This window comes from Kitasatospora sp. NPDC004614, assembly GCF_042873675.1.
GTDB lineage: Bacteria > Actinomycetota > Actinomycetes > Streptomycetales > Streptomycetaceae > Kitasatospora.
Genome location: NZ_JBIALR010000029.1, coordinates 39,645 through 62,465 on the forward strand (window position 1 = coordinate 39,645; position 22,821 = coordinate 62,465).

Below are 22,821 nucleotides of genomic sequence, written 5' to 3' on the forward strand. Positions count from 1 at the left end.
GCCGCCCACCCTAGGGGCTCGCCCGGACAAAGCACTTGCGCCCCCGCCTACGCTGCCGCACATGAGCACCCCACGCCCGGCCCGCCCCGAGGACGCCGCCGAACTCGTCCGCCTGCGCACGCTGATGTTCGAGTCCATGCAGGGCGAATCGCGCCCCGGCCACTGGCAGCACACCGCCCACGACCTGATGGCCCGCCGGCTCGCCGAGCCCGACCGGCGCCTGCAGGCGTACGTGATCGACGACCCGGACAACCCCGGCCGGCTCGCCAGCTGCGCCGTCGGCACCCTGGAACAGCGACTGCCCGCCCCCGGCCACCCCGACGGCCTGTTCGGCTTCGTCTTCAGCATCTGCACCGACCCCGACCACCGCGGCCGGGGCCACGCCCGTGCCTGCACCGAGGCGCTGCTCGCCTGGTTCGACGAACGCCGCGCCACCCGGATCGACCTGCACGCCAGCGAGGGCGGCGAGGCGCTCTACCGCAGCCTCGGCTTCCATGAGCACTCCACCGCGCTCTCCCGCCAGCGGCTGCTCACCGACCTCCCCGACTGAGCCGTCAGCCCTGCTCGGGCACCCGCACCTCGAACGCGCCGCCCGCCACCCGGGCGTGCAGCGCCTCGCCGCCGGCGACCTGCGCCGGGTCCGTCACCACCGCGCCGTCCTCGCGCTGCAGCACCGCGTACCCGCGCTCCAGGGTGGCCAGCGGTGACAGCGCCACTACCCGGGCCAGCGCGTGGCCGAGGTCGGTCTGCGCGTGGTCCAGCCGGTGCCCCAGCACCCGGCGGGCCCGCTCCACCAGCGCCGTCACCTCCGCGCCGCGCGCCGCCACCGCCTCGGTCGGTGCCGCCAGCGCCGGACGGCTGCGCACCGACGCCAGGCCCGCCGCCTCCCGGTCCACCCGGTGCACCACGTACCGCCGCGCCCGGTCCCGCAACTGCCGCACCCGGGCCAGCTCCTCGCCCACGTCCGGCACCACCCGCTTCGCCGCGTCGGTCGGCGTGGACGCCCGCAGGTCCGCGACGAAGTCCAGCAGCGGCTGGTCCGGCTCGTGCCCGATCGCGCTCACCACCGGCGTCCGGGCCGCCGCCACCGTCCGCACCAACTCCTCGTCGGAGAACGGCAGCAGGTCCTCCACGCTGCCGCCGCCGCGCGCCACCACGATCACCTCGACGTCCGGATGCGCGTCCAGCTCGCGCACCGCGGCACTCACCTGCGACACCGCCTGCGGCCCCTGCACCAGCACGTTCCGCACCTCGAACCGCACCGCCGGCCACCGCCGCCGGGCGTTCTCCAGCACGTCCCGCTCGGCCGCCGAACCCCGACCGGTCACCAGGCCCACACAGCCCGGCAGGAACGGCAACGGCTTCTTCCGGGACTCCTCGAACAGCCCCTCGGCGAACAGCTTGCGCTTCAACTGCTCCAGCCGGGCCAGCAGTTCACCCAACCCGACGAGCCGGATCTCGGACGCCCGCAACGACAGCGTGCCGCGCGCCGTGTACCACTCCGGCTTCGCCAGCACGATCACCCGCGACCCCTCCTGCACGGCATCCGCGACCTGCTCGAACACCGACCGGAAGCACGTCACGGTCAACGAGACGTCCCGATCGGGGTCGCGCAGCGTCAGGAACACCATCCCCGCCCCCGGCCGCCGCGAGAGCTGCGCGATCTGCCCCTCCACCCACACCTCGCCCAGCCGATCGACCCACCCGCCGATCAGCGCCGAGACCTTAGCCACGGGCAGGGGCGCTTCGGGACTGCTCGCATTAGCCATTCCCAGAGGCTATGCGAACAGGGCGACAGGGCGCGGGCAAGGAGCGCACGTCCGCAAGGTCGCGATCACGTGCGGGTCATTGTCCTGCGTCGCGATCTCGCGGTCGGGTGCCTCCCGCTTCGCGCCGTTCCCCGCGCCCCTGACCTCGCATCCCCGCCAGCAACACCAACAAGCCCACCGCCAGCCAGATCCCGCCCACGATCAGCGCCGTGTGCGAAGCCTCCACCAGCACCGCGACGATCACCGCGATGCCCAGCAGCGGAACGACGGCGTGGCGCAGCCAGTCGCGGGAGTGGCCGCGCACCATGTACCAGCCCACCACTGAGGCGTGCAGCAGGATGAACGCGGTGAGCGCGCCGACGTTGACCACCGAGGTGAGCCGGTCGAGTCCGTCGTCGCGGCGGGCGGCCCAGACGGCGGCCACCAGCGTGATGACGGCGGCAGTCAGCAGCGCCCGCCGCGGGGTGGACGTGCGTTCCTCGACCACGCCGAGCCGCCGCGGCAGCCGCCCCTCCCGTCCCATCGCGAACACCAGCCGCCCGGCGGCGGCCTGCCCGGCCAGCGCGGCGAACGCGGCGCCGATCGCCTTGGACGCGGCGATCAGCACGTGCAGCCAGTGCCCGACGGCGGCTTCGACGGTGTCGTAGAACGCCGACCCCTGCGCGGCCGGGTCGGCGGCCAGCTGGCTCGGTGTCATGGGTTCCAGCACCGCCGCCAGGTAGGTCTGGACGACGAACAGCAGGCCGGCCAGCGCCAGGCACCACAGCACGGCCCTGGCGACCGCCGCCGACGCGCCGACCGCTTCTTCCACGAACGAGGCGATCGCGTCGAAGCCGAGGTAGGAGAGCACGGCGACGGACACCGCCGACAGCACCGCCGTCAACGAGAACCCGCCGGTTCCCCCGAACGGGGACCCCCAGTCCCGGGCCGCCCCGTGCAGCGCGAGTTCCACCGAGGCCGCGACCACGAACACCGTCAGCACCACGATCTCCATGGCCAGCACCGCGAAGCCAACCACGGCCGCCGTCCGTACCCCGATCAGGTTGAGCGCGGTGGTGATCAGCACCGCCAGCGTGGTCCACACCCACCGGGAGACGCCCGGCACCAGCGAGTTCAGTGCGATGCCGGAGAACAGGTACGCGACCGCGGGAATCAGCAAGTAATCGAGCATCGCCATCCACCCGGCGATGAACCCCGGCCCCTCGCCCAGTCCGGCCCGCGCGTACGCGAACACCGACCCGGCCCGGGGCACCGCCCGCACCATCTCGGCGTAGGACAAGGCGGTGAACCCCATCGCCACGGTGGCCACCAAGTAGACGGCGGCCACCGCCCCGTGGCTCTTCGCGTCCAGCACGCCGAACACGCCGACCGGCGCCATCGGGGCGATGAACAGCAGCCCGTACACCATCAGATCGCGCACCCCGAGAGTGCGCCGCAGTTCCGTCGAAGCCGCCTGTGTGCTCACCCTCGCCATTCCACCGGCCGCACCCGCCCCGACAGTGGCGACTCGCGTCCGTGCGGGCGGGACTCGCCCGTACGATGGAGCCATGTCCGCCAGTGCTCAGCGCCGTGTCCTGCTCGCCGCCCCCCGTGGCTACTGCGCGGGTGTCGACCGCGCCGTGATTGCCGTGGAGAAGGCCCTGGAGCAGTACGGGGCGCCCATCTACGTCCGTAAGCAGATCGTCCACAACAAGTACGTCGTGCAGACCCTGGAGAAGCAGGGCGCGATCTTCGTCGACGAGACGGAGGAGGTGCCCGAGGGCGCGATCGTGGTGTTCTCCGCGCACGGTGTCGCCCCGTCGGTGCACGACGAGGCCGAGGCCGGCAAGCTCGCCACCATCGACGCGACCTGCCCGCTGGTCACCAAGGTGCACAAGGAGGCCCGCCGGTTCGCCGACGAGGACTACGACATCCTGCTGATCGGCCACGAGGGCCACGAGGAGGTCGTCGGCACGATGGGCGAGGCCCCGGACCGGATCCACCTGGTGGACGGTGCCGAGGACGTCGCCAACGTGAAGGTCCGCGACGAGTCCAAGCTGGTCTGGCTCTCCCAGACCACCCTCTCCGTGGACGAGACCATGGAGACCGTCGGCGCCCTCAAGGAGCGCTTCCCGCTGCTGGTCTCGCCGCCCAGCGACGACATCTGCTACGCCACCCAGAACCGCCAGGTCGCCGTCAAGCAGCTCGCCCCCGAGGCGGACCTGCTGATCGTGGTCGGCTCGAAGAACTCCTCCAACTCGGTCCGCCTGGTCGAGGTCGGCCTGGAGTACGGCGCCAAGGCCGCCCACCTGGTCGACTTCGCCGACGAGATCGACCTCGCCTGGCTGGAGGGCGTGCAGACGGTCGGCCTGACCAGTGGCGCGTCCGTGCCGGAGATCCTGGTCGACGGCGTGCTGCAGCTGCTCGCCGCCCACGGCTTCGAGGACGTGCAGATCGTCAAGACCGCCGAGGAGCACCTGATCTTCTCGCTCCCCAAGGAGCTCCGCCGCGACCTGCGCGCCGAGGCCGCCGGCAAGCTCTGACCGCCCGTCAGCCCACGTAAGCCGTCCGACGCCCGGATCCCTCTCCCGAGGGGCCCGGGCGTCGCTCGTGCGGGCGCCGACCGTCCGGGAACGGCTGCGCCCGCCCCCGCACCCCCGTACGTTGGTGCGAGAGCAGGCGGGCAGCGGAGGCCCCCGGCGGTACGGAAGGCGACGGCAGTGACGACGGTCTTCGGCGTGGACATCGGCGGCTCGGGCATCAAGGGCGCACCGGTCGACCTGGACAAGGGCGTGCTCGCGCAGGAGCGGCTCAAGGTGCTCACCCCGCACCCGTCCGGCCCGGACGCGGTGATCGACGCGGTCTGCGAGGTCGTCCGGCACTTCGGCCACCACGGGCCGGTCGGCCTGACCTTCCCCGGCGTGGTCGTCGACGGGCAGACCCGCACCGCCGCCAACGTCGACAAGAGCTGGATCGGCCTGGACGCCGCCGGCCGCTTCACCGAGGCGCTCGGCATGCCCGCCACCGTGGTCAACGACGCCGACGCGGCCGGCCTCGCCGAAGTCACCCACGGCGCCGGCCGCGGCCGCTCAGGCGTGGTCCTGCTGCTCACCTTCGGCACCGGCATCGGCAGCGCGCTGTTCTCCGACGGCGTGCTCGTCCCCAACACTGAACTCGGCCACCTCGAGATGCGCGGCAAGGACGCCGAACGGCGCGCCTCCTCCGCCGCCAAGGAACGCCACGACCTCAGCTGGCCCCAGTGGGCCGGGCGGGTCGACGAGTACCTCGACCTGGTCGAGATGCTCTTCTCCCCGCAGCTGGTCATCGTCGGCGGCGGCGTCAGCCGCAAGCACGAGAAGTTCCTGCCCCTGCTCAAGGACCGCCGCGCCGAGATCGTCCCCGCCGAGCTCCGCAACGACGCGGGCATCGTCGGCGCGGCGATGGCCGCCGCCCGCTCCCTGACCTAGCGAGTGCGGTGGCGGCGGCGCTGGGCGATCTACCGGGCCCGGTGGCGGCGGCGCTGGGCGATGTAACGCGCGGTGACGATCGCGGCGGCCAGGCCGGTGCCGGTGAACAGCCAGCCCGCACGCAGCGCCAGTCCGCCGGCCAGCGCCACCACCTGCCCGGTGACGCCGTTGGTGGCACCCGGCTGCAGCAGCACCAGCGCCGCCGCGAACGCGATCGGCCCACAGATCGGGGCCGCCGGGAGGTCCGGGTACCGCACCCGCACGGCCAGCTGGAAGCACACCACCAGATAGCCGAGCCCGAACAGCACCCCGAGCCCCCCGAACACCAGCCGGTCCACCCCCGCGGCCACCAGCGTCCCGGCCACCGCGACCACCCCGGTGCCCACCGCCGTAAGCCGGGCGGGCCGCCCGCCCGCCCGCCTCCGGCGGGCAGCCAGCAGCCGGTGCGGCAGCCGCTGCAGCCACTGCACGGCGGGCGGCCCGGTCCGGCCGTCGGCGGCCGTCCGCAACCGGGACTCTGGGGGCCGGATCTGCCCCGGAACGGCGGCCTCGTCGGCGCCGCGCCCCGGCGCTCGTCTTCTCGGCCCTGGCGGCTGGGTACGGATGCTCTGCTCCACCCGACCAACGTACGGTCCGATCATCGACACCCTGTGTAATGGCTTCCCGGCAATTGGTCCGTGTCCGGCCGGTGCACGCCCCACCACGCTGCTTCGGGCCCGCGCACGCCCCGTAGACTGGGGGATCGGCCCGCACCGGGCCACCTCGACGCCCTCCAAGCCACGGGACACCACTCTCCATGTCGCTCACGATCGGAATCGTCGGCCTGCCGAACGTCGGCAAGTCGACCCTGTTCAACGCCCTGACCAAGAACGACGTGCTGGCGGCCAACTACCCGTTCGCCACCATCGAGCCCAACGTGGGCGTCGTCGGCGTCCCGGACCCGCGGCTGGACAAGCTCGCCGAGATCTTCGGCTCGCAGCGCATCCTGCCCGCCACCGTCGACTTCGTGGACATCGCCGGCATCGTCCGCGGCGCCAGCGAGGGCGAGGGCCTGGGCAACAAGTTCCTCGCCAACATCCGCGAGGCCAACGCGATCTGCCAGGTCGTCCGTGCCTTCACCGACCCCGACGTGGTCCACGTCGACGGCAAGGTGTCCCCCAAGGACGACATCGACACCATCCACACCGAGCTGATCCTCGCCGACCTGCAGACCATCGAGAAGGCGCTGCCCCGGCTCCAGAAGGAAGCCCGGCTCAAGAAGGACACCGCCCCCGTCCTCGCCGCCGCCGAGGCCGCCCAGGCCGTCCTGGAAACCGGCAAGACCCTCTTCGAGGCCGGCTTCGACACCACCCTCGTCCGCGACCTCCACCTGATGACCGCGAAGCCGTTCCTCTACGTCTTCAACGTCGACGAGGACGCCCTCTCCGACGAGGACTTCAAGAACACCCAGCGCGCCCTGGTCGCCCCCGCCGAGGCCATCTTCCTCAACGCCAAGATCGAGTCCGAGCTCATCGAACTCGAGGACGACGAGGCCCTCGAACTCCTCCAGTCCATGGGCCAGGACGAGCCCGGCCTCGCCACCCTCGCCCGCGTCGGCTTCGCCACCCTCGGCCTCCAGACCTACCTCACGGCAGGCCCCAAGGAAGCCCGCGCCTGGACCATCAAGCAGGGCGCCACCGCCCCCGAGGCCGCCGGCGTCATCCACACCGACTTCCAAAAGGGCTTCATCAAGGCCGAGGTCACCTCCTTCGAAGACCTCGTCGCCACCGGCTCCATCGCCGAAGCCCGCGCCAAGGGCAAGGCCCGCATCGAAGGCAAGGACTACGTCATGCAGGACGGCGACGTGGTGGAGTTCCGCTTCAACGTCTAGTTCGGGCGTTATCTGCGCAGGTCGGACGGGGTTCGTCTCTCTTGAGGCGGGCCCGTCCGCTTTTCCGTGCTGACCTGGCGCCGACTTTTCAGCCCACTGAACCGCCTGAGTGGTACGTTATGTGGTACCAGTCTTGGAGGGAGTTCAGTCGATGTCGATCACTGCCAGCGAGGCGCGCAAGGCTCTCTTCCCGTTGATCAAGAAGGTCAACGACGACCACGAGGCCATTGAAATTGTCTCCAAGCACGGCAACGCCGTACTCGTGTCGGCCGAGGACTACGCCGCCCTTCGCGAGGGTTCCTACCTGCTGCGCTCGCCGGTGAACGCCCGCCGCCTGCTCAAGGCGTACGAGAACGCCCTTGGCGGCGCAGGACTCTCCGAGCGGGAGCTCATCGACCCTGATGAGGCGGATGCCGAGAAGGGCGCCGCGTGAGGCTCGTCTTTGAAGAGGGCGGCTGGGAGGACTACACGTCCTGGCTCAAGAGCGACCGCAAGATGCTCGCCCGGATCAACAAGCTCATTGAAGATGCCATGCGCGACCCGTTCGCGGGGATCGGCAAGCCCGAGCCGCTGAAGTACCACCTGCCCGGGGCCTGGTCGCGACGGATCGATGACGAGCACCGTCTCGTCTACCTGGTCACGGACCGGGAAATCGTCATTCTGGCGGCCCGCTACCACTACTGATTGCCGGTTGGGTGCATGCTCCCGCTGGTTGAGGTTCCCGGCCCCTTCGGTGCGTTCGGTCAGAGATCGGCGACGAGTTGGTCGAGGTCGAGGTCGATCTTGAACGGGACCGGACGTTGGAGTGCGCCCCGGAAAATGCCGGCCGGGGCGTAAATCCGGGTGGCGTCGTCGAGTTCGTAGACGTGGACGGCGGGATGGCCGTCCTCGTCTTCGATGCGCCAGTAGTGCGGGATCCCGGCTTCCGCGTACTTGCGGAGCTTGACGGTGCGGTCGCGGTGGGCGGATTCGGGGGAGACGACTTCGACGGCCAGCGTGACCTCTTCGGGGGCGAGCCACGTGCGGTCGCGGTCGATCGGGGCGTCGGTCACCAGCAGGTCCGGTTCGATCCGGTTGCGGGAGTCGAGCCTGATGGTCATTTCTCCGCCCACCTTGAAGCCCTGCGAGCACTGGCCCATGAGCGCGACGGTGAGCATGGTGACGAGGTGGCTGTGCCACCACGGCTGCGGCCAGAGCGTGAAGACCAGTGCTCCGTCGATCAGTTCGGTGTGTCGAGGCGCCTCAGGGAGGTGGTCGAGATCCTCCGCGAACCAGCCCTCCGTGCGCGGTGGGTGCATCCAGTCGGGCAGCGAGCTCATGGCGTCAGAGTAGGTGGTAGACAGTGTCTATCGAGCACTGGTAGACACTGTCTATGGATGCTGTGTTCATGGATGACGGGCAGACGTCCCTGCGTGAGCGCCTGGTGGATGCCGGGGTGGAGTTGGTGCTGGCGGAGGGGTCGGGGGCGGTGGGGTTGCGGGAGATTGCGCGGCGGGCGGGGGTGTCGCACGGGGCGCCGCGGCGGTATTTCGCTACGCATCGGGAGTTGTTGTCGGCGGTGGCGCGGCGGGGGTTCGAGGAGTTGGGGCGGCGGTTCGCGGGGGTGCGGGCGGAGGGGGCCAGGGGGCGGTTGGAGGGGGTGGCTCGGGAGTACTTGGCGTTCGCGGCGGAGCGGCGCGGGATGTTCGAGCTGATGTTCCGTCATGACCTGCTGAGCAGTGACGGGCGGGAGGCGGGCGGTCCGAGGCTGCGGGAGTCGACGGGGCCGCTGTTCGGGGGGATGGTCGGGCTGGTGGCGGAGTGCACGGGAGACGGGGAGCGGGCGCCGGTGGTAGCGGCGGCGTTGTGGGCGAACCTGCACGGGCTGGCGCAGTTGCAGGGGTGGGGGAGCGTCGAGTTGATGCTGGGGGCGGGGCGGGAGGACGCGCTGCTGGAGGCGGTTCTGGTGGCGCACCTGGGTGAGCGGTGAGCCGGTTCGCGCTGCCGGTGAGCGTCGCGGCCGCGATGCTGGTGGCCCTGGACGGCACCGTGCTGCTGATCGCCCAGCCGAGCATGCGGCGCGAACTCGGCGCGAGCGCGGCCGCGTTGCAGTGGACCAGCACCGGCTACCTGGTCGCGGTCGCTGCCCTGCTGGTGGTGGCCGGCCGGCTCGGCGACCGGTACGGGCACCGGAGGACGTTGCTGGCGGGGGTGCTGGGGTTCGGCGCGGCCTCGGCCGGGATCGCGGTCGCCCCCGACGTCGGCTGGGTGATCGGGTTACGGGTCGCCCAGGGCGCGTTCGGGGCGCTGCTGCAGCCGGGAACGCTCGCGCTGCTGCGGCTGTGCTGTCCGCCGGAGCGGCTCGGCCGGGCGGTCGCGGTGCGGACGGGCGCGATCGCGATCGCGGCCGGTGCGGGCCCGCTGCTCGGCGGCGCGCTGGTGGCGCAGTTCGGCTGGCGGGCGGTGTTCTGGATCAACGTGCCGGTCGCCATCGTGATCGCGGCCATGACGCTCGCGCTGCGACCGCCCGAGGTCGAACGGAGTCGCCAGCGGCTCGACCTGGCGGGCGCTGCGCTGCTCGCCGCCGCGCTCGCCGTACTGGTGCACGCCCTCGCCGGGATCCCCGACCGGGGTTGGCGCGACGCCGGCATCGTCGTCGAACTGGCCGTTGCCGCAGGTCTGTTGGTGGCGCTGGTCGGCCACGAGCGGCGTACCGCCGAGCCGGTGGTGCCGCGTCCGGTGGCCCGGTCGCGTCCGGTGATCGGCTCGCTGGCGTTGCTCCTGACGTCCTCCGCCGGGCTGTTCGGCACACTGTTCAGCACCACGTTCCGGCTCCAGGACGCGCTGCGCCTCGGCCCGCTGGACACCGCGCTGCGCATGCTGCCACTGACCGCGCTGATGGTGCTGGGCGCCCCGGCCGCCGCGCGGGCGCTGCGCCGGTACGGTCCGCGCCGCACCGCGTTCGGCGGAACGCTGCTGCTGGTGACGGGAATTGCCGCACTCGCCGGCCCGGGTGGCGCCGGGGAGGAGCCCGTCGCGACGGCGGTGGCGTCGGCGCTGCTGGGGGCAGGGTTCGCCGTGGTGATGGTGACGGCCACCGGCAGCGTGGTCGGCGACGCCCCGCCGGGGTACGCGGGCGCGGTCGGCGGGCTGAAGCAGACCGCGATGAACGTCGGCCCCACCCTGGGCATCGCCGCCGCCTCCGGCGCCGGCCCGCACGGCGCCCTGCCGGCCCTGGCGCTGCTGGCCGCCGTCGGACTGCTCCCGGCCGCGACGCTGCCTGCCGCACGGCACCGGCCGGGCGAGGGAGTTGCTGCCGCGGGTGGGTGACGCGCCGGGGGTGATGCGGCAGTGCGGTAGGTGCCGGGTCGCGGCTCGGTGAGGTCGGCTGCCCTTGGCGTGCTTGCGGTGATTGGGGAGTCGTTGCGCGGGCGGGTGAGGTGTCGGGCCGGTGGTGGAGGTGCTGGCGGCAGTGCGGCAGGTCGTCGCCCGGGTATCCGCCCGGCCCGGTTGTGGTGCCGCACTCGCAGTGTCGGGAGTTGCTGTCGTGGGTGGGGGCGCGTCGGGTGGCAGGTGTCAGATCGTTGCCTGGGGCCTCCGTCCAGCCTGGTCGCTACGCCGCACTCGCAGTGTTGGGAGTTGAGGCCCCCCGCGGTGACGTGTCGGAGTGGTGGCAATGCGGCAATTGTCGGGTTCGGCGGTGCAGGCTGCCTGCGGTCTCTCTCCCGCCCGCCTGCTGTGCCGCAGGTGCCGCGCTGGGGACGGCCGTCCGTCGCCGAGCCGGTCGTGCGACGCCTGTCGTATCGGGAAGTCGCTGTCGGTGGCGCGTGACACGCTTGGCCCGTGACGGAAGAGCAGATGGCAGAGCGCCGGGCGGTCGGGGCGCTGAGTTCGACGGTGCTGGACTGCCCGGACCCGGAGCGACTGGCGGCGTTCTACCGCCTGTTGACGGGCTGGGAGGTGACGTACCGCAGCGAGGCGTACGTGTTCATCGGGGACGGTCCGGTGCGGATCGGCTTTCAGCGGGTCGGCGAGTTCCGGCCTCCGGCCTGGCCGTCCGACGGGGCCCGTGCCCATCTCGACTTCACCGTGCCCGAGTTGGCGCCGGCGGTGGCCGAACTGCTGGCGGCGGGCGCGACGAAGCCGGAGCACCAGGCGGGCGGCGACCACTGGGTGACGCTGCTCGACCCGGACGGGCACCCGTTCTGCCTGGCGGTCCCCGAGTGACGGCGGCCGGTGCGGCCGTACTGGAGGCGGACGGCGAGCGTCTGGCCTGCACGGTGGTCGAACCCGTCGGGCCGGCCCGGCCCGGTACGGCGCTGCTGATGCACGGCGCGGGGAACAGCGGTAGGCATCGATGCCTGCCGCTGGCCCGGGAGTTGGCGGCTGCGGGCTGCCGCTCGGTGGTGTTCGACTTCGCCGGGCACGGCGAGAGCACCGGCGAGCTCGGGAAGCTCTCGCTGGCCCGCCGCGCGCGTCAGGCCCGTGCGGTGCTGGAGCGCCACGCGCCGGACGGGCCACTGCTGCTGGTCGGGTTCTCGATGAGCGGCCAGACCGTCGCCGACCTGCTGGGTGAGCCCGACATCGGCGACCGGGTGCGGGCGATCGCCCTCGGGGCCCCGGCCGCGTACGCCCGCGACGTGCGGGAACTCCCGTTCGCTGCACCGGAGTTCACGGCCACCTTGCGCAGCCCGGGCAGTTGGCGCAGCAGCACGGCGTTCGAGACCTTCGCGGCGTTCGACGGCCGGGCGGTGCTGGTGCTGCCGGAGGCGGACGAGGTGATCCCGGCCGAGGTGACGGACGCACTGGACACCGCCCTGCGCACCCGCGCCGCGTACACCCGGCTGGTTCTGCCGGGCGCCGACCACATGCTCGGCACCTGGCTGAGCGGCCACCCGGAGCACCGCGCCCAGGTAGCTGCCGCGCTTCTCGGTGACGACTGATCGGCTGTTGGGGCAGTTGCACGGCCATCTCGCCGCCGGTCGGGTCGGCACAAACCTGGGCGGTTTGGAGCGTCGCGCCCAGGTGGCTGCCGGGCTTCTCGGCGGGGCCTGATCGGCTGTTGGGGCAGCCGCACGGCCAGTGCGCCGCTGGCTGGGTCGGCACCTGGCTGAGCGGCCACCCGGAGCGTCGCGCCCAGGTGGCTGCCGGGCTTCTCGCCGGGGCCTGATCGGCTGTTGGGGCAGCCGCACGGCCAGTCCGCCGCTGGCTGGGTCGGCACCTGGCTGAGCGGCCACCCGGAGCACCGCGCCCAGGTAGCTGCCGCGCTTCTCGGCGACGCCTGAACGGCTGTTGGGGCAGTTGCACGGCCGGTTTGCAGACGCCTGAACCCATCAGGGCAGCCGCACGGCCAGTCCGCCGCCGGTCGGGTCGGCACAGACCTGGGCGGTCCGGAGCGTCGTGCCAGGTGCCTGAACGGCCGTCGGGGCAGCCGCACGGCCGATCCCGCCGCCGACCGGGTCGGCACAGACCTGGGCGCCCACCGGAGCGCCGCGCCCAGGTGGCCACCGCGTCTCTCACCGATGCCTGAACGGCCGTCGCGCCCAGCCGCACGGCTGGCCCGCCCCGCCGACGCCTGAACGGCCGTCGCGCCCAGCCGCATGGCTGGCCCGCCCCGCCGACGCCTGAACGGCCGTCGCGCCCAGCCGCATGGCTGGCCCGCCCCGCCGACGCCTGAACAGTCGCAGGAGGGGGCATGGTCGGCCCGCCGCTGCCTGGTTGGGAGTCAGGGAGGCCGTACTGCCGGCGGACCGCCGCCTGAACGGCCGCCAGGGAGGTCGCACGGTCAGCCCGTCGACCACACGCTCGGCACCTGGCTGAGCGGCCACCCGGAGTGCCGCGTCCAAGTGGTTGCCGCGTTCCTCGCCGACGCCCGAGCATCCGCCAGAGCAGCCCCGCGACAGTCCGCCGACGCCTGAACGCCCGCCCGGGAGGCCGCACGAGCAGCCCGCCCAGCGCCCGAGTGCCCGTCAGGGCAGTCGTACGACCAGTTCGCCGCCGCTCGGGGCGGCTGTGATGGTGACGCCGGTGAGGTCGTCCACCCAGTGATCAGGCCGGTGGGCAGCGGCGCGTGGGCCGATGCCGAGGACTGGCATGCCGGCGGCGCGGGCGGCGGTGATGCCGGCTTCGGAGTCCTCGAGGACCAGGCATTCGGCGGGGGCGACGCCGAGTTCGGCGGCGGCCTTCAGGAAGCCCTCGGGGTCGGGCTTGCTGGCGCCGACGTGTTCGGCGGTGATCACCAGCGGGGGCAGCGGGACGTCGGCGGCGGCCATCCGGACTCGGGCGAGGCGGTCGTCGGCGGAGGTGACCAGGGCGTGCGGCAGTCCGGCCAGTGACTCCAACAGGCGTCGGGCGCCGGGGACTTCGACCACGCCGTCGGTGTCGGCGGTCTCCTCGGCGAGCATCTGCCGGTTCTCGGCGAGGTTCTGTTCCATCGGGCGGTCGGGCAGCAGCAGGGCCATGGTCAGGTGGCCCTGCCGGCCGTGGACGGTGCGCATCGCCTCGTCCGCGTCGAGGCCGTTCCGTTCGGCCCAGCGGCGCCAGCAGCGTTCGACCACGGCGTCGGAGTTGACCAGGGTGCCGTCCATGTCGAGCAGGACGGCCCGGACCGGCGGGGTGAGGACGGGCATCGGGGCTCCTCGGGGGCCTCGGACGAGTGTTTGTTCCACAATCGTACAAAACCGGGGCCGAGGGCCGTCCGGGCTCACCCCAGCAGGTGCGCGTTGACCGCCCGGGCCTCCGCGGCCAGCTCCGGCAGCTCCACCACCTCGACGCCCGCCGCGGTGAGCAGCGCGCCGCCCCGGCCCTCGGTGACGAACAGCGCGGGCTCCAGCCAGGCCACCACTACCCGCGGCACCCCGGCCGCGACGATCAACTCGGCGCACGGGTGCGGCCAGGAGGCGCGCTGCCCGCACGGCTCCAAGGTGCTGTAGACGGTGGCGGTGCGCAGCCGCGGATCGCCGGGCGCGAGCTTGCCGAGCGCGGCCTCCTCGGCGTGGTTCACCGCGTCGACCTCCCGGCTGAAGCCTTCGGCCAGCACCTCGCCGTCCGCACCGACGATCACCGCGCCCACCGAGAACGCCGTCCGGGACGGCGGGCAGCGCCGGGACAGTTCGATCGCGTGGCGCAGCCACTCCTGGTCGGTGGTCATGGGGGGCTCCTTCGGTACGGGACGGCGCCCCTCACCGTACGGGCCGCGGCGGCAGCGGGAGCGGCAGGGAGGGCAGGCCGTCGATGCTGACGGCGACGTGGTCCTTGCCCTCGCAGTAGGCGCTGAAGTTCTCCTCGCCCTTGCGGGTGAAGAACTGCTCGTGCAGGCCCCGTTCGGAGCGGTAGTCCATGAACGGGACGGCGTACCCGCAGGAGTCGCTCACCCTTTCCGCGTGCACCAGGACGATCGCGCGCAGTCCGACGCCGTCCGCGGACGGGTCGAAGTGCCCGAGCAGTTCGGCGAACCGAGGGTCGTCGCGGAACACCGGCTCGCCCCGGCCGTGCACCCGCAGCACCGTCGGCGGGCCCTCGAAGGCGGTCCACATCAGGGTGATCCGGCCGTTCTCCCGCAGGTGGGCGATGGTCTCGGCGTGCGAACCGCCGAAGTCCAGGTAGGCGACGGTGAGTTCGTCGAGGACGGCGAGGGTGCCGGCCCGGCCCTTGGGTGAGAGGTTGACGTGTCCGTCGCCGGAGAGCGGGGCGGTGGCCACGAAGAACACGGGCTGCCTGTCGATGAACGCGCGCAGCCGGTCGTCGATGCGTTCGTAGGTCTTTCCCATACCCGCGATTCTGCGCCCGGCCGAGCCCGGCGGGCGAGGGGGATTCGAGAGCGTCCCACAGTGCGAGACGTGAATGTCCGACTCATGGAACGTTTTCCTATCCTGGGAGGGTCGTTTTCGAGGGAGAGGGGAACCGCCGTGGCCGGCTACACCCATGGGCACCACGCCGCCGTCCTGCGCTCGCACCGCACCCGTACCGCCGCCAACTCCGCGGCCTATCTGCTGCCCGAACTGCGCCCCGGGCAGCGGCTGTTGGACGTCGGTTGCGGGCCCGGCACGATCACCGCCGACCTGGCCGACCGGCTCGGCCCGACCGGCCGGGTGATCGGCATCGACCCGTCCGCCGAGGTGCTCGCCCAGGCCGCCGCGCTCGCCGCCGAACGCGGGCTGGAGCAGCTGACCTTCGAGGCCGCCGACGTGTACCGACTCCCGTACGCCGATGCCTCGTTCGACGTGGTGCACGCCCACCAGGTGCTCCAGCACCTCGCCGACCCGGTCGCCGCGCTGCGCGAGATGCGCCGGGTCACCGCCCCCGGCGGGGTGATCGCGGTCCGCGACGCCGACTACGCCGCGATGGCCTGGTACCCCCAAGTGCCCGAACTGGACGAATGGTTGGCGCTCTACCGGAAGACCGCCCGGGCCAGTGGCGGCGAACCCGACGCCGGCCGCCGACTGCTGTCCTGGGCGCACGCCGCCGGGCTGACCGACGTCCGGCCGTCCTCCGGCACCTGGACGTACGCCACCGAGGCCGAACGTGCCTGGTGGTCGGAGAGCTGGGCCGAGCGGACGGTGCACTCCAACACCGCCGCCACCGCCCTGGCCGAGGGCCTCGCCACCCCCGCCGACCTGGACCGGATCGCCGCCGGCTGGCCCCGCTGGGCCGCGCATCCGGACGCCTGGTTCGCCGTACTGCACGGTGAACTCCTGGTGCGCGTAAGCTAGTTGGCCCCGCCGAGCGGTCCGACCCGCCCCCCATCGGGCCGGACCGCTACCGTGTGGCGCCATGGGACAACCGGACCGCACGCCCGCCACGCACCGCGTCATGCGGCAGGACGACAACGGCAATCGCTTCCTGCTCGCCCGCGGACTCACCCGCCCCGCCGCCGAGGCCCTGGCCGCCGAGTACGAGGCCCGCGGTCACAAGCAGCTCTACTGGATCGAAGCCGAGGACCCCGACGGACCGGCCCAGCCCGAGGGGACCCGCGCCCCGTAGCTTCCGGGCCCTGCCGCCCGCGGCCGCGTAGCGTGGCGGCCACCGGGAGAGCCGGAACGCCGAGCGAGGAGGGCCTTTCGTTGGCTGAGGAGATCGAGCGCAAGTTCCTGGTGCCGTCGGGCGAAACCGTCCCCGACGGGCGGGAGTTCGAAGTCCGGCAGGGCTACCTGGTGATCGGGCCGGAGGGGTCCGAGGCCCGGGTGCGCGACCAGGGCGGGGCGTGCTCCCTGACGGTCAAGCGCGGCACCGGCCTGGTGCGCGGCGAGTGGGAGACCCCGCTCACCGCCGAGCAGTTCGAGGCGCTGTGGCCCGCCACCGAGCAGGCCCGGGTCGCCAAGACCCGCCGGGTGGTGCAGCTCGGCCGGTGCGAGGCCGTGGTCGACACCTTCCACGGCCGGCTGGCCGGACTGCGCACCGTCGAGGTCGAGTTCACCGACCGGGAGGAGGCCGCCGCCTTCACCCCGCCGCCTTGGTTCGGACCCGAGGTCACCGACCGCCCGGACCTGAAGAACCAGCACCTCGCCACCGCCGCCGGGCCGCCGCGCCCCTGACATAGGGTCGGGAGCCGACGAGCGGTACGAACGGCAAGGGCGGCCATGGCAGAGCTGATCGACACGGTGGCGTGGGTGCGACTGGAGGGCGGGCGGATCCTCTGCGCGCGCCCCCGCGGCAAGGACGTCTTCTACATCCCCGGCGGCAAGCGCGAGGGCGACGAGACCGACCTGCAGACGCTGACCCGCGAGATCGCCGAGGAACTCACCGTCGCCATCCGCCCCGACACCGTCACCCACGCCGGCACCTACCACGCCGACGCCCACCCGGGCGGCCCCACCGTCCGGATGGCCTGCTACCGCGCCGAATACACCGGCACCCTCGCCGCCAGCAGCGAGATCGAGGACGTCGAATGGTTCGGCTACGCCGACCGCGACCGCGTCCCCCCGGTCGACCAGTTGCTCTTCGACGACCTGCACCGCGACGGCCACCTGCACTGAGCACGGGAGACCCCGGCCGCGCAGGGAAATGCCCGTTCTGTACGCCAATCGGACAGACGACCCGTATGCCGGGATAGCTGCGCGTTTCCCTGGGTATGGCAGTGTTCGGCTTGATTCGTCACGATCAGTGGGCCGGCTTCGGCGCGGCCGTGGCGACGGCCCATGCCCCGGCAGCCCGTCGGCGGCGTGTTCCAGCGACGGCCGGAGGCCCCGTAGGTGGCGAAGCCGGGTGACGGCGGGGAAGAGCACGAGGCGTCGGGCCTGCCCCCGCGCGGGCCGCGGCGGCCGAGCGGCCCCGCACTGCCCCGGGGCGCCGACCGGTCCGGCAGCGCGGCCGCCCGCGCCCGCCTGCGCCGCCGCCCCGGCCACGAACCGCCGCCGCCCACCCCCGGGCCGTCCGCCGGCCCCGTCGCCGGGCAGCGCCCCGCCGGGCTCGAACCGTCCGCCCGGAGCAGCGGTACGTCCCGCGGCCGCCCCGCCCGGGCGTTCCCCGGCGGGCCCGGCCAGTACCCGGCCGCGCGCTCCGAGGCCGCGCCGACCACGCTGCACCCGAGCCGCCGCACCGAGGGCGGCAGCCTGCTCGACGTGGTGCGGGTGGCGATCGTCATCCTGGACACCGCGGGCCGGGTGGTGCTGTGGAGCCCGACCGCCGAGGAGATGCTCGGCTGGCCCAGCGAGGTGCTGGTCGGCCGGGCGATCGAGGACCTGCTGTCCGACCCGGCCGACCAGCAGCGCGCCAGGGCCGCCCTCCAGGAGACGCTGAGCCGCGGCTCCTGGCACGGCTTCACCGGCATCAGCGACCGGTACGGCATGCCGGTCGAGGTGGAGGTCCGGCTGTCGCTGCTGGTGGACGGCGACGGCGCCCCCTACGTGCAGGCCGCGCTCACCGAGGCCGCCGCGCTGCGCGCCGTCGAACGCGACCTCGCGGTCCGCGACGCGCTGTTCGAACAGTCCCCGCTGGGCATCGCCGTGCTGGACACCGACCTGCGCTACACCGCCGTCAACCGCACGCTGGCCGAGATGAACAACCTGCCCGCCGAGGCGCACATCGGCCGCACCACCGGCGAGACCATGCCGGAGCGCTCCACCGACGAGATCACCGCCCTGCAGCGCCAGGTACTGGCCACCGGCGAGCCCGTCATCGACGTCACGCTGGCCTCGCCGAACAGCGGCCGGGGCGGCTACCGGTCGATCTCGTTCAGCCGGATGACCGACCGGGCCGGCCGGGTGCTCGGCATCTCCGGCACCGCGATGGACGTCACCGAGCGCTACCGTGCGGTGGCCAAGGTGGAGGGCGCCCGGCGGCGGCTGTCGCTGCTCAACGAGTTCGGCTCCCGGGTCGGTGACCTGCTGGACGCCTCGATGATCGCCCAGGAACTGGCCGGCGCGGTGGTCCCGCGGCTGGCCGACTACGCCGCGGTGATCCTGCTGCAGGCCGTCGCGCACGGTGACGACCTGCCCCGGCACGGCCACGACCGGCGCACCTCGCTGCTGCAGCTCGGCGTGGCCGGCGTCGAGGACGGGCCGGCGGTGGAGACCATGCTCCGGCGCAGCGCCCGGATCACCTTCGAGGACGACTCGGTGTTCGGCCGCGTGCTGCGCCGCGGCGTCCCCGAACTGCTCACCGGCGCCGAACTGGAGGCGCTGTCCTTCCCCGGCGACCCCAAGGTGGAGGCCGCCCGCGACCTCGGCATCCACTCCCGGCTGGTGGTGCCGCTGCGGGCCCGCGGCATCGTGATCGGCCTGCTGGTGGTCAGCCGGGCCGGCTACCGGGAGGGCTTCGACCGCGACGACCTGGCCTTCACCGTCGAACTCGCCGACCGGGCCGGCAGCTCGCTCGACAACGCCCGGCTGTACGCCCGCGAGCGGACGGCCGCGCTCACCCTGCAGCGCACCCTGCTGCCCCAGCAGGTGCCGCAGCCGGCCGGCGTCGAGGTGGCGTACCGGTACGTGCCGGGCTCCAGCGGCACCGAGGTCGGCGGCGACTGGTTCGACGTCATCCCGCTGCCCGGCGAGCGCACCGCGCTGGTGGTCGGCGACGTGATGGGTCACGGCCTGCGGGCCGCCGCCACGATGGGCCGGCTGCGCACCGCGGTCCGGGTGCTGGCCGCCCTCGACCTGGCGCCCGAGGTGGTCCTGCGGCATGTCCACGAGCTCGCCGACGACCTCGCCCAGGGCCCCGACGAGGCCCTGCTCGCCACCTGCGTCTACGCGGTGTTCGACCCCGCGCGGCGCAACCTGACCGTCACCAAGGCCGGCCACATCCCGCCGGTCCTGGTGGTGCCCGGCGCCGACGCCGAGCCGGCCCGCTCCGGCGGCCCGCTGCCCGGCGGCGCCGGCCAGGTGCTCGATCTGCCCTCCGGTGCGCCGCTCGGCGTGGGCGGGGTGCCGTTCGAATCCATCGAGATGGAGATCCCCGACGGCAGCCTGCTCGCCCTGTGCACGGACGGGCTGGTGGAGTCCCGGGACAAGGATCTGGACGTGGGACTCGGGAGGTTGATCAGCGTGCTCGAACAGCCGTACGCCTCGATCCAGCAGGCGTGCGAGGCCGTCCTCGACACCATGGAGCAGGGCCGCGAACCCGACGACGTGGCGCTGCTGCTGGCCCGGCTGGGCCGGGAACGGGAGGACGCCCCCACCGCCGGCTGGACCCTGCCGGCCGAGCCGACCGCGGTCTCCCGGGCCCGCCGGCTGGTCCGCCACACACTCGCCGACTGGGGCGCCGAAGCACTCACCGACACCGCCGAACTGCTGGTCAGCGAACTCGTCACGAACGCCGTCCGGTACGCCAGCGCCCCGATCGGGGTCCGGCTCACGTTCGGCGAGGTGCTGCTGGTGGAGATCTCCGACCCGCTGCCGGACCCGCCCCGGGAGCGGCACGCGAGCGCCGGCGACGAGGGCGGGCGCGGTCTCGAACTGGTCCGCCGGCTCGCGCTGCGCTGGGGAACCAGGGCGGAGGGGCTGGGCAAGGTCGTCTGGTTCGAACTGGCAGACTCGGACGTTCAACCACCCGAGTCGATGTTGTGACGTTGAAGGGCGTGTGCGTCCACGCCCGAATGATGAATACTCGGACATCGAAATACTCGGTCGTCTCGACACCGGATGGGCGCGCGGGTTGGAGGGGTCGGTCCGTTGAACAGCTTCCCGGCACGGAACACGACGCACGGCAGCAGCGGCCGAGCCGCACTGCCGGAGCAGCCGGGTGCCCCGACGGTGCCTGCCACCCTCCCTGACGGCTGGGAACAGGCCTCCTCGGGCACCATCTACGACTACATCCGGGTCGCCACCTTCGCGATCGGCCCCGACGGGCGGATCGCGCAGTGGAGCGACCGGGCCGCCGAATTCTTCGGCGTGCCCGCCGCCGAGGCGGTCGGCGCGGACCCGATCACCGCGTTCGTCCCGCGCGAACTGTGGCAGCGCGGCCGGGCCCGGCTGGAACGCATCCTGTCCGGCGAGGAGTGGGTCGGCACCGCCCCCTACCGGGACCTGTCCGGCGCGGAGAGCCTCGCAGAGGTCTACGCGATGCCCGACAGCGCCGACGGCTCCGCCACCTGCCTGGCCGTCGACCTCGGCCGGCTGCGCGCCATCGAGACCGACCTGGCCGCCTCCGAGGCGGTCATCGGCCAGACCCCCACCGGTTTCTTCCTGTTCGACACCGACCTGAAGCTGCAGCGCGTCAACGCCGCCTTCGCCACCGGCGTCGGCCGCAGCCCCGCCGCCCTGCAGGGCCTCGCCCCCGGCGACGTGTTCCGGCCCTCCGACGCGGACCGGCTGCTGCTCGCCCTGCGCAAGGTCCTCACCGGCCAGGAGCCGGTCCTCGACCTGCGGCTGTCCGGCCCCGCCCGCCCCGGCCGCCCGGCCGCCCGCGAGGACGACCGCACCTGGGCCGTCTCGCTGTACCGCCTCACCGCCGCCGGCGGACGCCCGATCGGCGTCGCCGGACAGGTCCAGGACGTCACCAGCCGGCACATCGCCGAACGCGAGGCCGCCGGCGTGCGCCGCAGCCTCGCCCTGCTCAACGAGGCGTCCACCCACATCGGCTCCACCCTCGACCTGGAGACCACCGCCAAGGAACTGCTCGACGTGATCGTCCCGCAGTTCTGCGACGTCGCCACCGTCGACCTGTACACCGCGCTGCTCACCGGCGACTCCTCGCTCACCGCCAACCCGGAGAACGGCGAACTGCGCCGGGTCGCCGTCTCCAGCGTGGTCGGCAACGCCCCGTCGGTGCTCGGCAGCGAACGCGGCGGCGTCCGGGTCGCCGAGGCCGGCGGCACGCTCTGCTACCCGCCGCGCTCCCCGCACGCCCGCGCGCTGCGCACCGGCCGCAGCGTCGTCCCGCAGCCCGGGCCCGACCCGCTGCTGCGCTCCACCCTGGTGGTGCCGCTGGTCGCCCGCGACCAGGTGCTCGGCCTGGTGCAGCTGTCCCGGGCCATCGGCAGCGAGCCGTTCGACGCCCGCGAGGTCGCGATCGCCGAGGAACTCGTCGCCCGCGCCGCCGTCTGCGTCGACAACGCCCGGCTGTACCGCCGCGAGCACGAGCGCGCGCTGATCCTGCAGCGCAGCCTGCTGCCCCCGGGCAACCCGGCCGCGTCCGGCCTGGAGATCGCCCGCCGCTACCTGCCCAGCAACAACAACACCGAGGTCGGCGGCGACTGGTTCGACGTCATCCCGCTGCCCGGCAGCCGCACCGCCCTGGTGATCGGCGACGTGATGGGCCGCGGCCTGCGCGCCGCCGTCGCGATGGGCCAACTGCGCACTGCCGTGCGCACCCTGGCGATGCTCGACCTGGACCCGGAAGAGGTGCTCTCCGCCCTCGACGAGATCGCCCGGGGCCTCGGCAACGACGACGCCGAACCGGACCGGGCCGGCGCCGAGGTCTACCTCGCCACCTGCGTGTACGCCGTGTACGACGCCGTCAAGCAGCGCTGCACCTTCGCCAACGCCGGCCACCTCCCGCCGGTGCTGCTCGCCCCCGGCGAGCGCGCCCGGATGCTCGACGTGCCGCCCGGCCTGCCGCTCGGCGTCGGCGGCGAACCGTTCGAGGAGGTCACCGTCGACCTGCCCGAGGGCGCCGTCCTCGGCCTGTACACCGACGGACTGGTGGAGTCCCGCAAGCACCAGCTGGACGAGGGCCTGAAGGCCTTCCGCACCGCCCTCACCAACGGCTCCGACCAGCTGGAGGAGCTCTGCGACCAGGTGCTGGAGGAGCTCAACCCGCACCACGGCGAGGACGACATCGCGCTGCTGATGGCCAAGGTCCACGCGCTGCCCAAGGGCTCGGTCGGCGACTGGCGGCTGCCGCCCGAGCCGACCTCGGTCGCCCGGGCCCGCGAGGCCGCCTGCGGCTGGCTGCTGGAACGCGGCCTCGACGAGCTCGTCGACACCTCCGAACTGCTGGTCAGCGAACTCGTCACCAACGCCCTGCGGCACGGCCGCGGCGAGATCCGGCTGCGCCTGCTGCGCGACAAGACCATGGTCTGCGAGGTCTGGGACGACGCCTACGCCCAACCGCGCCAGCGCCGCGCCCAGGAGACCGACGAGGGCGGCCGCGGCCTGCAGCTCGTCTCGCTGCTGGCCGAGCGCTGGGGCAGCCGCCGCACACCCAAGGGCAAGATCGTCTGGTTCGAGCTGTCCCTCTAGGCTTCGGCGTCCGTTCGTACCGGAAGCGGGTGCCGGGCCGTTGTGATTCAAACCTCGACCGGCTGCCCGTTTCTGCTCCATTGCGGGCTTCCCCGTACGATGGGGAGAAGCCGAGGCATGTGCCGTGCCCGGTGGGTGGA

Annotated in this window: 23 protein-coding genes; 16 read left to right on the forward strand and 7 right to left on the reverse strand. The window is 73.2% G+C overall.

Annotation, left to right across the window (positions count from 1 at the left end):
• Nucleotides 1–61 precede the first annotated feature (61 nt).
• Nucleotides 62–550, forward strand: a complete 489-nt coding sequence (locus ACFYST_RS34695) for a GNAT family N-acetyltransferase (RefSeq protein ID WP_387868264.1) — start codon at nt 62–64, stop codon at nt 548–550.
• A gap of 4 nt (nt 551–554) precedes the next feature.
• On the opposite strand, the gene xseA is transcribed toward ACFYST_RS34695, so the two are convergent.
• Together xseA and ACFYST_RS34705 are read right to left on the reverse strand one after the other, a co-directional pair.
• Nucleotides 555–1,769, reverse strand: coding sequence for an exodeoxyribonuclease VII large subunit (gene xseA / locus ACFYST_RS34700; protein ID WP_387637787.1), 1,215 nt, complete (start codon nt 1,767–1,769; stop codon nt 555–557).
• Between the two features lie 76 nt (nt 1,770–1,845).
• Nucleotides 1,846–3,243, reverse strand: a complete 1,398-nt coding sequence (locus ACFYST_RS34705) for an APC family permease (RefSeq protein ID WP_387868267.1) — start codon at nt 3,241–3,243, stop codon at nt 1,846–1,848.
• Nucleotides 3,244–3,316: 73 nt separating this feature from the next.
• On the opposite strand from ACFYST_RS34705, the gene ACFYST_RS34710 reads away from it, so the two are divergent.
• Both ACFYST_RS34710 and ppgK read left to right on the forward strand, forming a co-directional pair.
• A complete protein-coding gene (locus ACFYST_RS34710; RefSeq protein WP_387637783.1) occupies nt 3,317–4,291 on the forward strand; it encodes a 4-hydroxy-3-methylbut-2-enyl diphosphate reductase in 975 nt (324 codons plus the stop codon).
• A 177-nt stretch (nt 4,292–4,468) separates the two neighbouring features.
• The gene (gene ppgK, locus ACFYST_RS34715; RefSeq protein WP_387637781.1) at nt 4,469–5,215 is read left to right on the forward strand and encodes a polyphosphate--glucose phosphotransferase; all 747 of its coding nucleotides are present in this window, start codon (nt 4,469–4,471) and stop codon (nt 5,213–5,215) included.
• 29 nt (nt 5,216–5,244) lie between these two features.
• Here ppgK and ACFYST_RS34720 read toward each other — a convergent pair whose 3' ends face one another.
• Complete coding sequence (locus ACFYST_RS34720) at nt 5,245–5,832, reverse strand: DUF6542 domain-containing protein (RefSeq protein ID WP_387868269.1); 588 nt, start codon at nt 5,830–5,832, stop codon at nt 5,245–5,247.
• Between the two features lie 179 nt (nt 5,833–6,011).
• On the opposite strand from ACFYST_RS34720, the gene ychF reads away from it, so the two are divergent.
• The 3 genes from ychF to ACFYST_RS34735 all read left to right on the forward strand — a co-directional run bounded on the left by ychF (nt 6,012) and on the right by ACFYST_RS34735 (nt 7,769).
• A complete protein-coding gene (ychF, locus tag ACFYST_RS34725; RefSeq protein WP_387637775.1) occupies nt 6,012–7,085 on the forward strand; it encodes a redox-regulated ATPase YchF in 1,074 nt (357 codons plus the stop codon).
• Between the two features lie 151 nt (nt 7,086–7,236).
• Complete coding sequence (locus ACFYST_RS34730; protein WP_387868271.1) at nt 7,237–7,518, forward strand: type II toxin-antitoxin system Phd/YefM family antitoxin; 282 nt, start codon at nt 7,237–7,239, stop codon at nt 7,516–7,518.
• Nucleotides 7,515–7,769 carry a Txe/YoeB family addiction module toxin gene (locus ACFYST_RS34735; protein WP_387868274.1) on the forward strand — a complete coding sequence of 85 codons (255 nt, stop codon included), beginning with the start codon at nt 7,515–7,517 and terminating at the stop codon, nt 7,767–7,769. The genes ACFYST_RS34730 and ACFYST_RS34735 overlap by 4 nt, the downstream gene beginning before the upstream one ends.
• A 59-nt stretch (nt 7,770–7,828) precedes the next feature.
• On the opposite strand, the gene ACFYST_RS34740 is transcribed toward ACFYST_RS34735, so the two are convergent.
• The gene (locus ACFYST_RS34740; protein WP_387868277.1) at nt 7,829–8,404 is read right to left on the reverse strand and encodes a Uma2 family endonuclease; all 576 of its coding nucleotides are present in this window, start codon (nt 8,402–8,404) and stop codon (nt 7,829–7,831) included.
• 68 nt (nt 8,405–8,472) lie between these two features.
• Here ACFYST_RS34740 and ACFYST_RS34745 point away from each other — a divergent pair, with 68 nt between their 5' ends.
• From ACFYST_RS34745 to ACFYST_RS34760, 4 genes are all read left to right on the forward strand, one after another.
• A complete protein-coding gene (locus tag ACFYST_RS34745) occupies nt 8,473–9,054 on the forward strand; it encodes a TetR/AcrR family transcriptional regulator (RefSeq protein WP_387868280.1) in 582 nt (193 codons plus the stop codon).
• Entirely contained in the window at nt 9,051–10,394 is a 1,344-nt protein-coding gene (locus ACFYST_RS34750) for an MFS transporter (protein WP_387868283.1), read from the forward strand. The genes ACFYST_RS34745 and ACFYST_RS34750 overlap by 4 nt, the downstream gene beginning before the upstream one ends.
• A gap of 513 nt (nt 10,395–10,907) precedes the next feature.
• Nucleotides 10,908–11,291 carry a VOC family protein gene (locus ACFYST_RS34755; protein WP_387868285.1) on the forward strand — a complete coding sequence of 128 codons (384 nt, stop codon included), beginning with the start codon at nt 10,908–10,910 and terminating at the stop codon, nt 11,289–11,291.
• Nucleotides 11,288–12,007 (forward strand): alpha/beta hydrolase, encoded by a 720-nt coding sequence (locus ACFYST_RS34760; protein WP_387868288.1) that lies wholly within the window; start codon nt 11,288–11,290, stop codon nt 12,005–12,007. Before ACFYST_RS34755 ends, ACFYST_RS34760 begins: the two co-directional genes overlap by 4 nt.
• A 1,026-nt stretch (nt 12,008–13,033) precedes the next feature.
• Here the strand turns inward: ACFYST_RS34760 and ACFYST_RS34765 are convergent.
• The 3 genes from ACFYST_RS34765 to ACFYST_RS34775 all read right to left on the reverse strand — a co-directional run bounded on the left by ACFYST_RS34765 (nt 13,034) and on the right by ACFYST_RS34775 (nt 14,833).
• A complete protein-coding gene (locus tag ACFYST_RS34765) occupies nt 13,034–13,693 on the reverse strand; it encodes an HAD-IA family hydrolase (protein ID WP_387868291.1) in 660 nt (219 codons plus the stop codon).
• A gap of 74 nt (nt 13,694–13,767) precedes the next feature.
• Nucleotides 13,768–14,214: a deaminase gene (locus ACFYST_RS34770; RefSeq protein WP_387868293.1), complete on the reverse strand. Its 447-nt coding sequence runs from the start codon at nt 14,212–14,214 to the stop codon at nt 13,768–13,770.
• Nucleotides 14,215–14,245: 31 nt separating this feature from the next.
• Complete coding sequence (locus tag ACFYST_RS34775) at nt 14,246–14,833, reverse strand: pyridoxamine 5'-phosphate oxidase family protein (protein ID WP_387868295.1); 588 nt, start codon at nt 14,831–14,833, stop codon at nt 14,246–14,248.
• Between the two features lie 84 nt (nt 14,834–14,917).
• Between ACFYST_RS34775 and ACFYST_RS34780 the strand changes: the two genes are divergently transcribed.
• The 6 genes from ACFYST_RS34780 (at nt 14,918) to ACFYST_RS34805 (ending at nt 22,681) form a co-directional block, all read left to right on the forward strand.
• Nucleotides 14,918–15,775, forward strand: coding sequence for a methyltransferase domain-containing protein (locus tag ACFYST_RS34780; RefSeq protein ID WP_387868298.1), 858 nt, complete (start codon nt 14,918–14,920; stop codon nt 15,773–15,775).
• A gap of 61 nt (nt 15,776–15,836) precedes the next feature.
• Nucleotides 15,837–16,046 (forward strand): SPOR domain-containing protein, encoded by a 210-nt coding sequence (locus ACFYST_RS34785; RefSeq protein ID WP_387868300.1) that lies wholly within the window; start codon nt 15,837–15,839, stop codon nt 16,044–16,046.
• Nucleotides 16,047–16,126: 80 nt separating this feature from the next.
• Nucleotides 16,127–16,597, forward strand: coding sequence for a CYTH domain-containing protein (locus tag ACFYST_RS34790; protein ID WP_387868303.1), 471 nt, complete (start codon nt 16,127–16,129; stop codon nt 16,595–16,597).
• A 45-nt stretch (nt 16,598–16,642) separates the two neighbouring features.
• Nucleotides 16,643–17,038: an NUDIX domain-containing protein gene (locus ACFYST_RS34795; RefSeq protein WP_387637740.1), complete on the forward strand. Its 396-nt coding sequence runs from the start codon at nt 16,643–16,645 to the stop codon at nt 17,036–17,038.
• 216 nt (nt 17,039–17,254) lie between these two features.
• Nucleotides 17,255–20,065 carry a SpoIIE family protein phosphatase gene (locus ACFYST_RS34800; protein WP_387637738.1) on the forward strand — a complete coding sequence of 937 codons (2,811 nt, stop codon included), beginning with the start codon at nt 17,255–17,257 and terminating at the stop codon, nt 20,063–20,065.
• 75 nt (nt 20,066–20,140) lie between these two features.
• Nucleotides 20,141–22,681, forward strand: a complete 2,541-nt coding sequence (locus ACFYST_RS34805) for a SpoIIE family protein phosphatase (protein WP_387637735.1) — start codon at nt 20,141–20,143, stop codon at nt 22,679–22,681.
• The last annotated feature ends 140 nt before the right edge of the window (nt 22,682–22,821 follow it).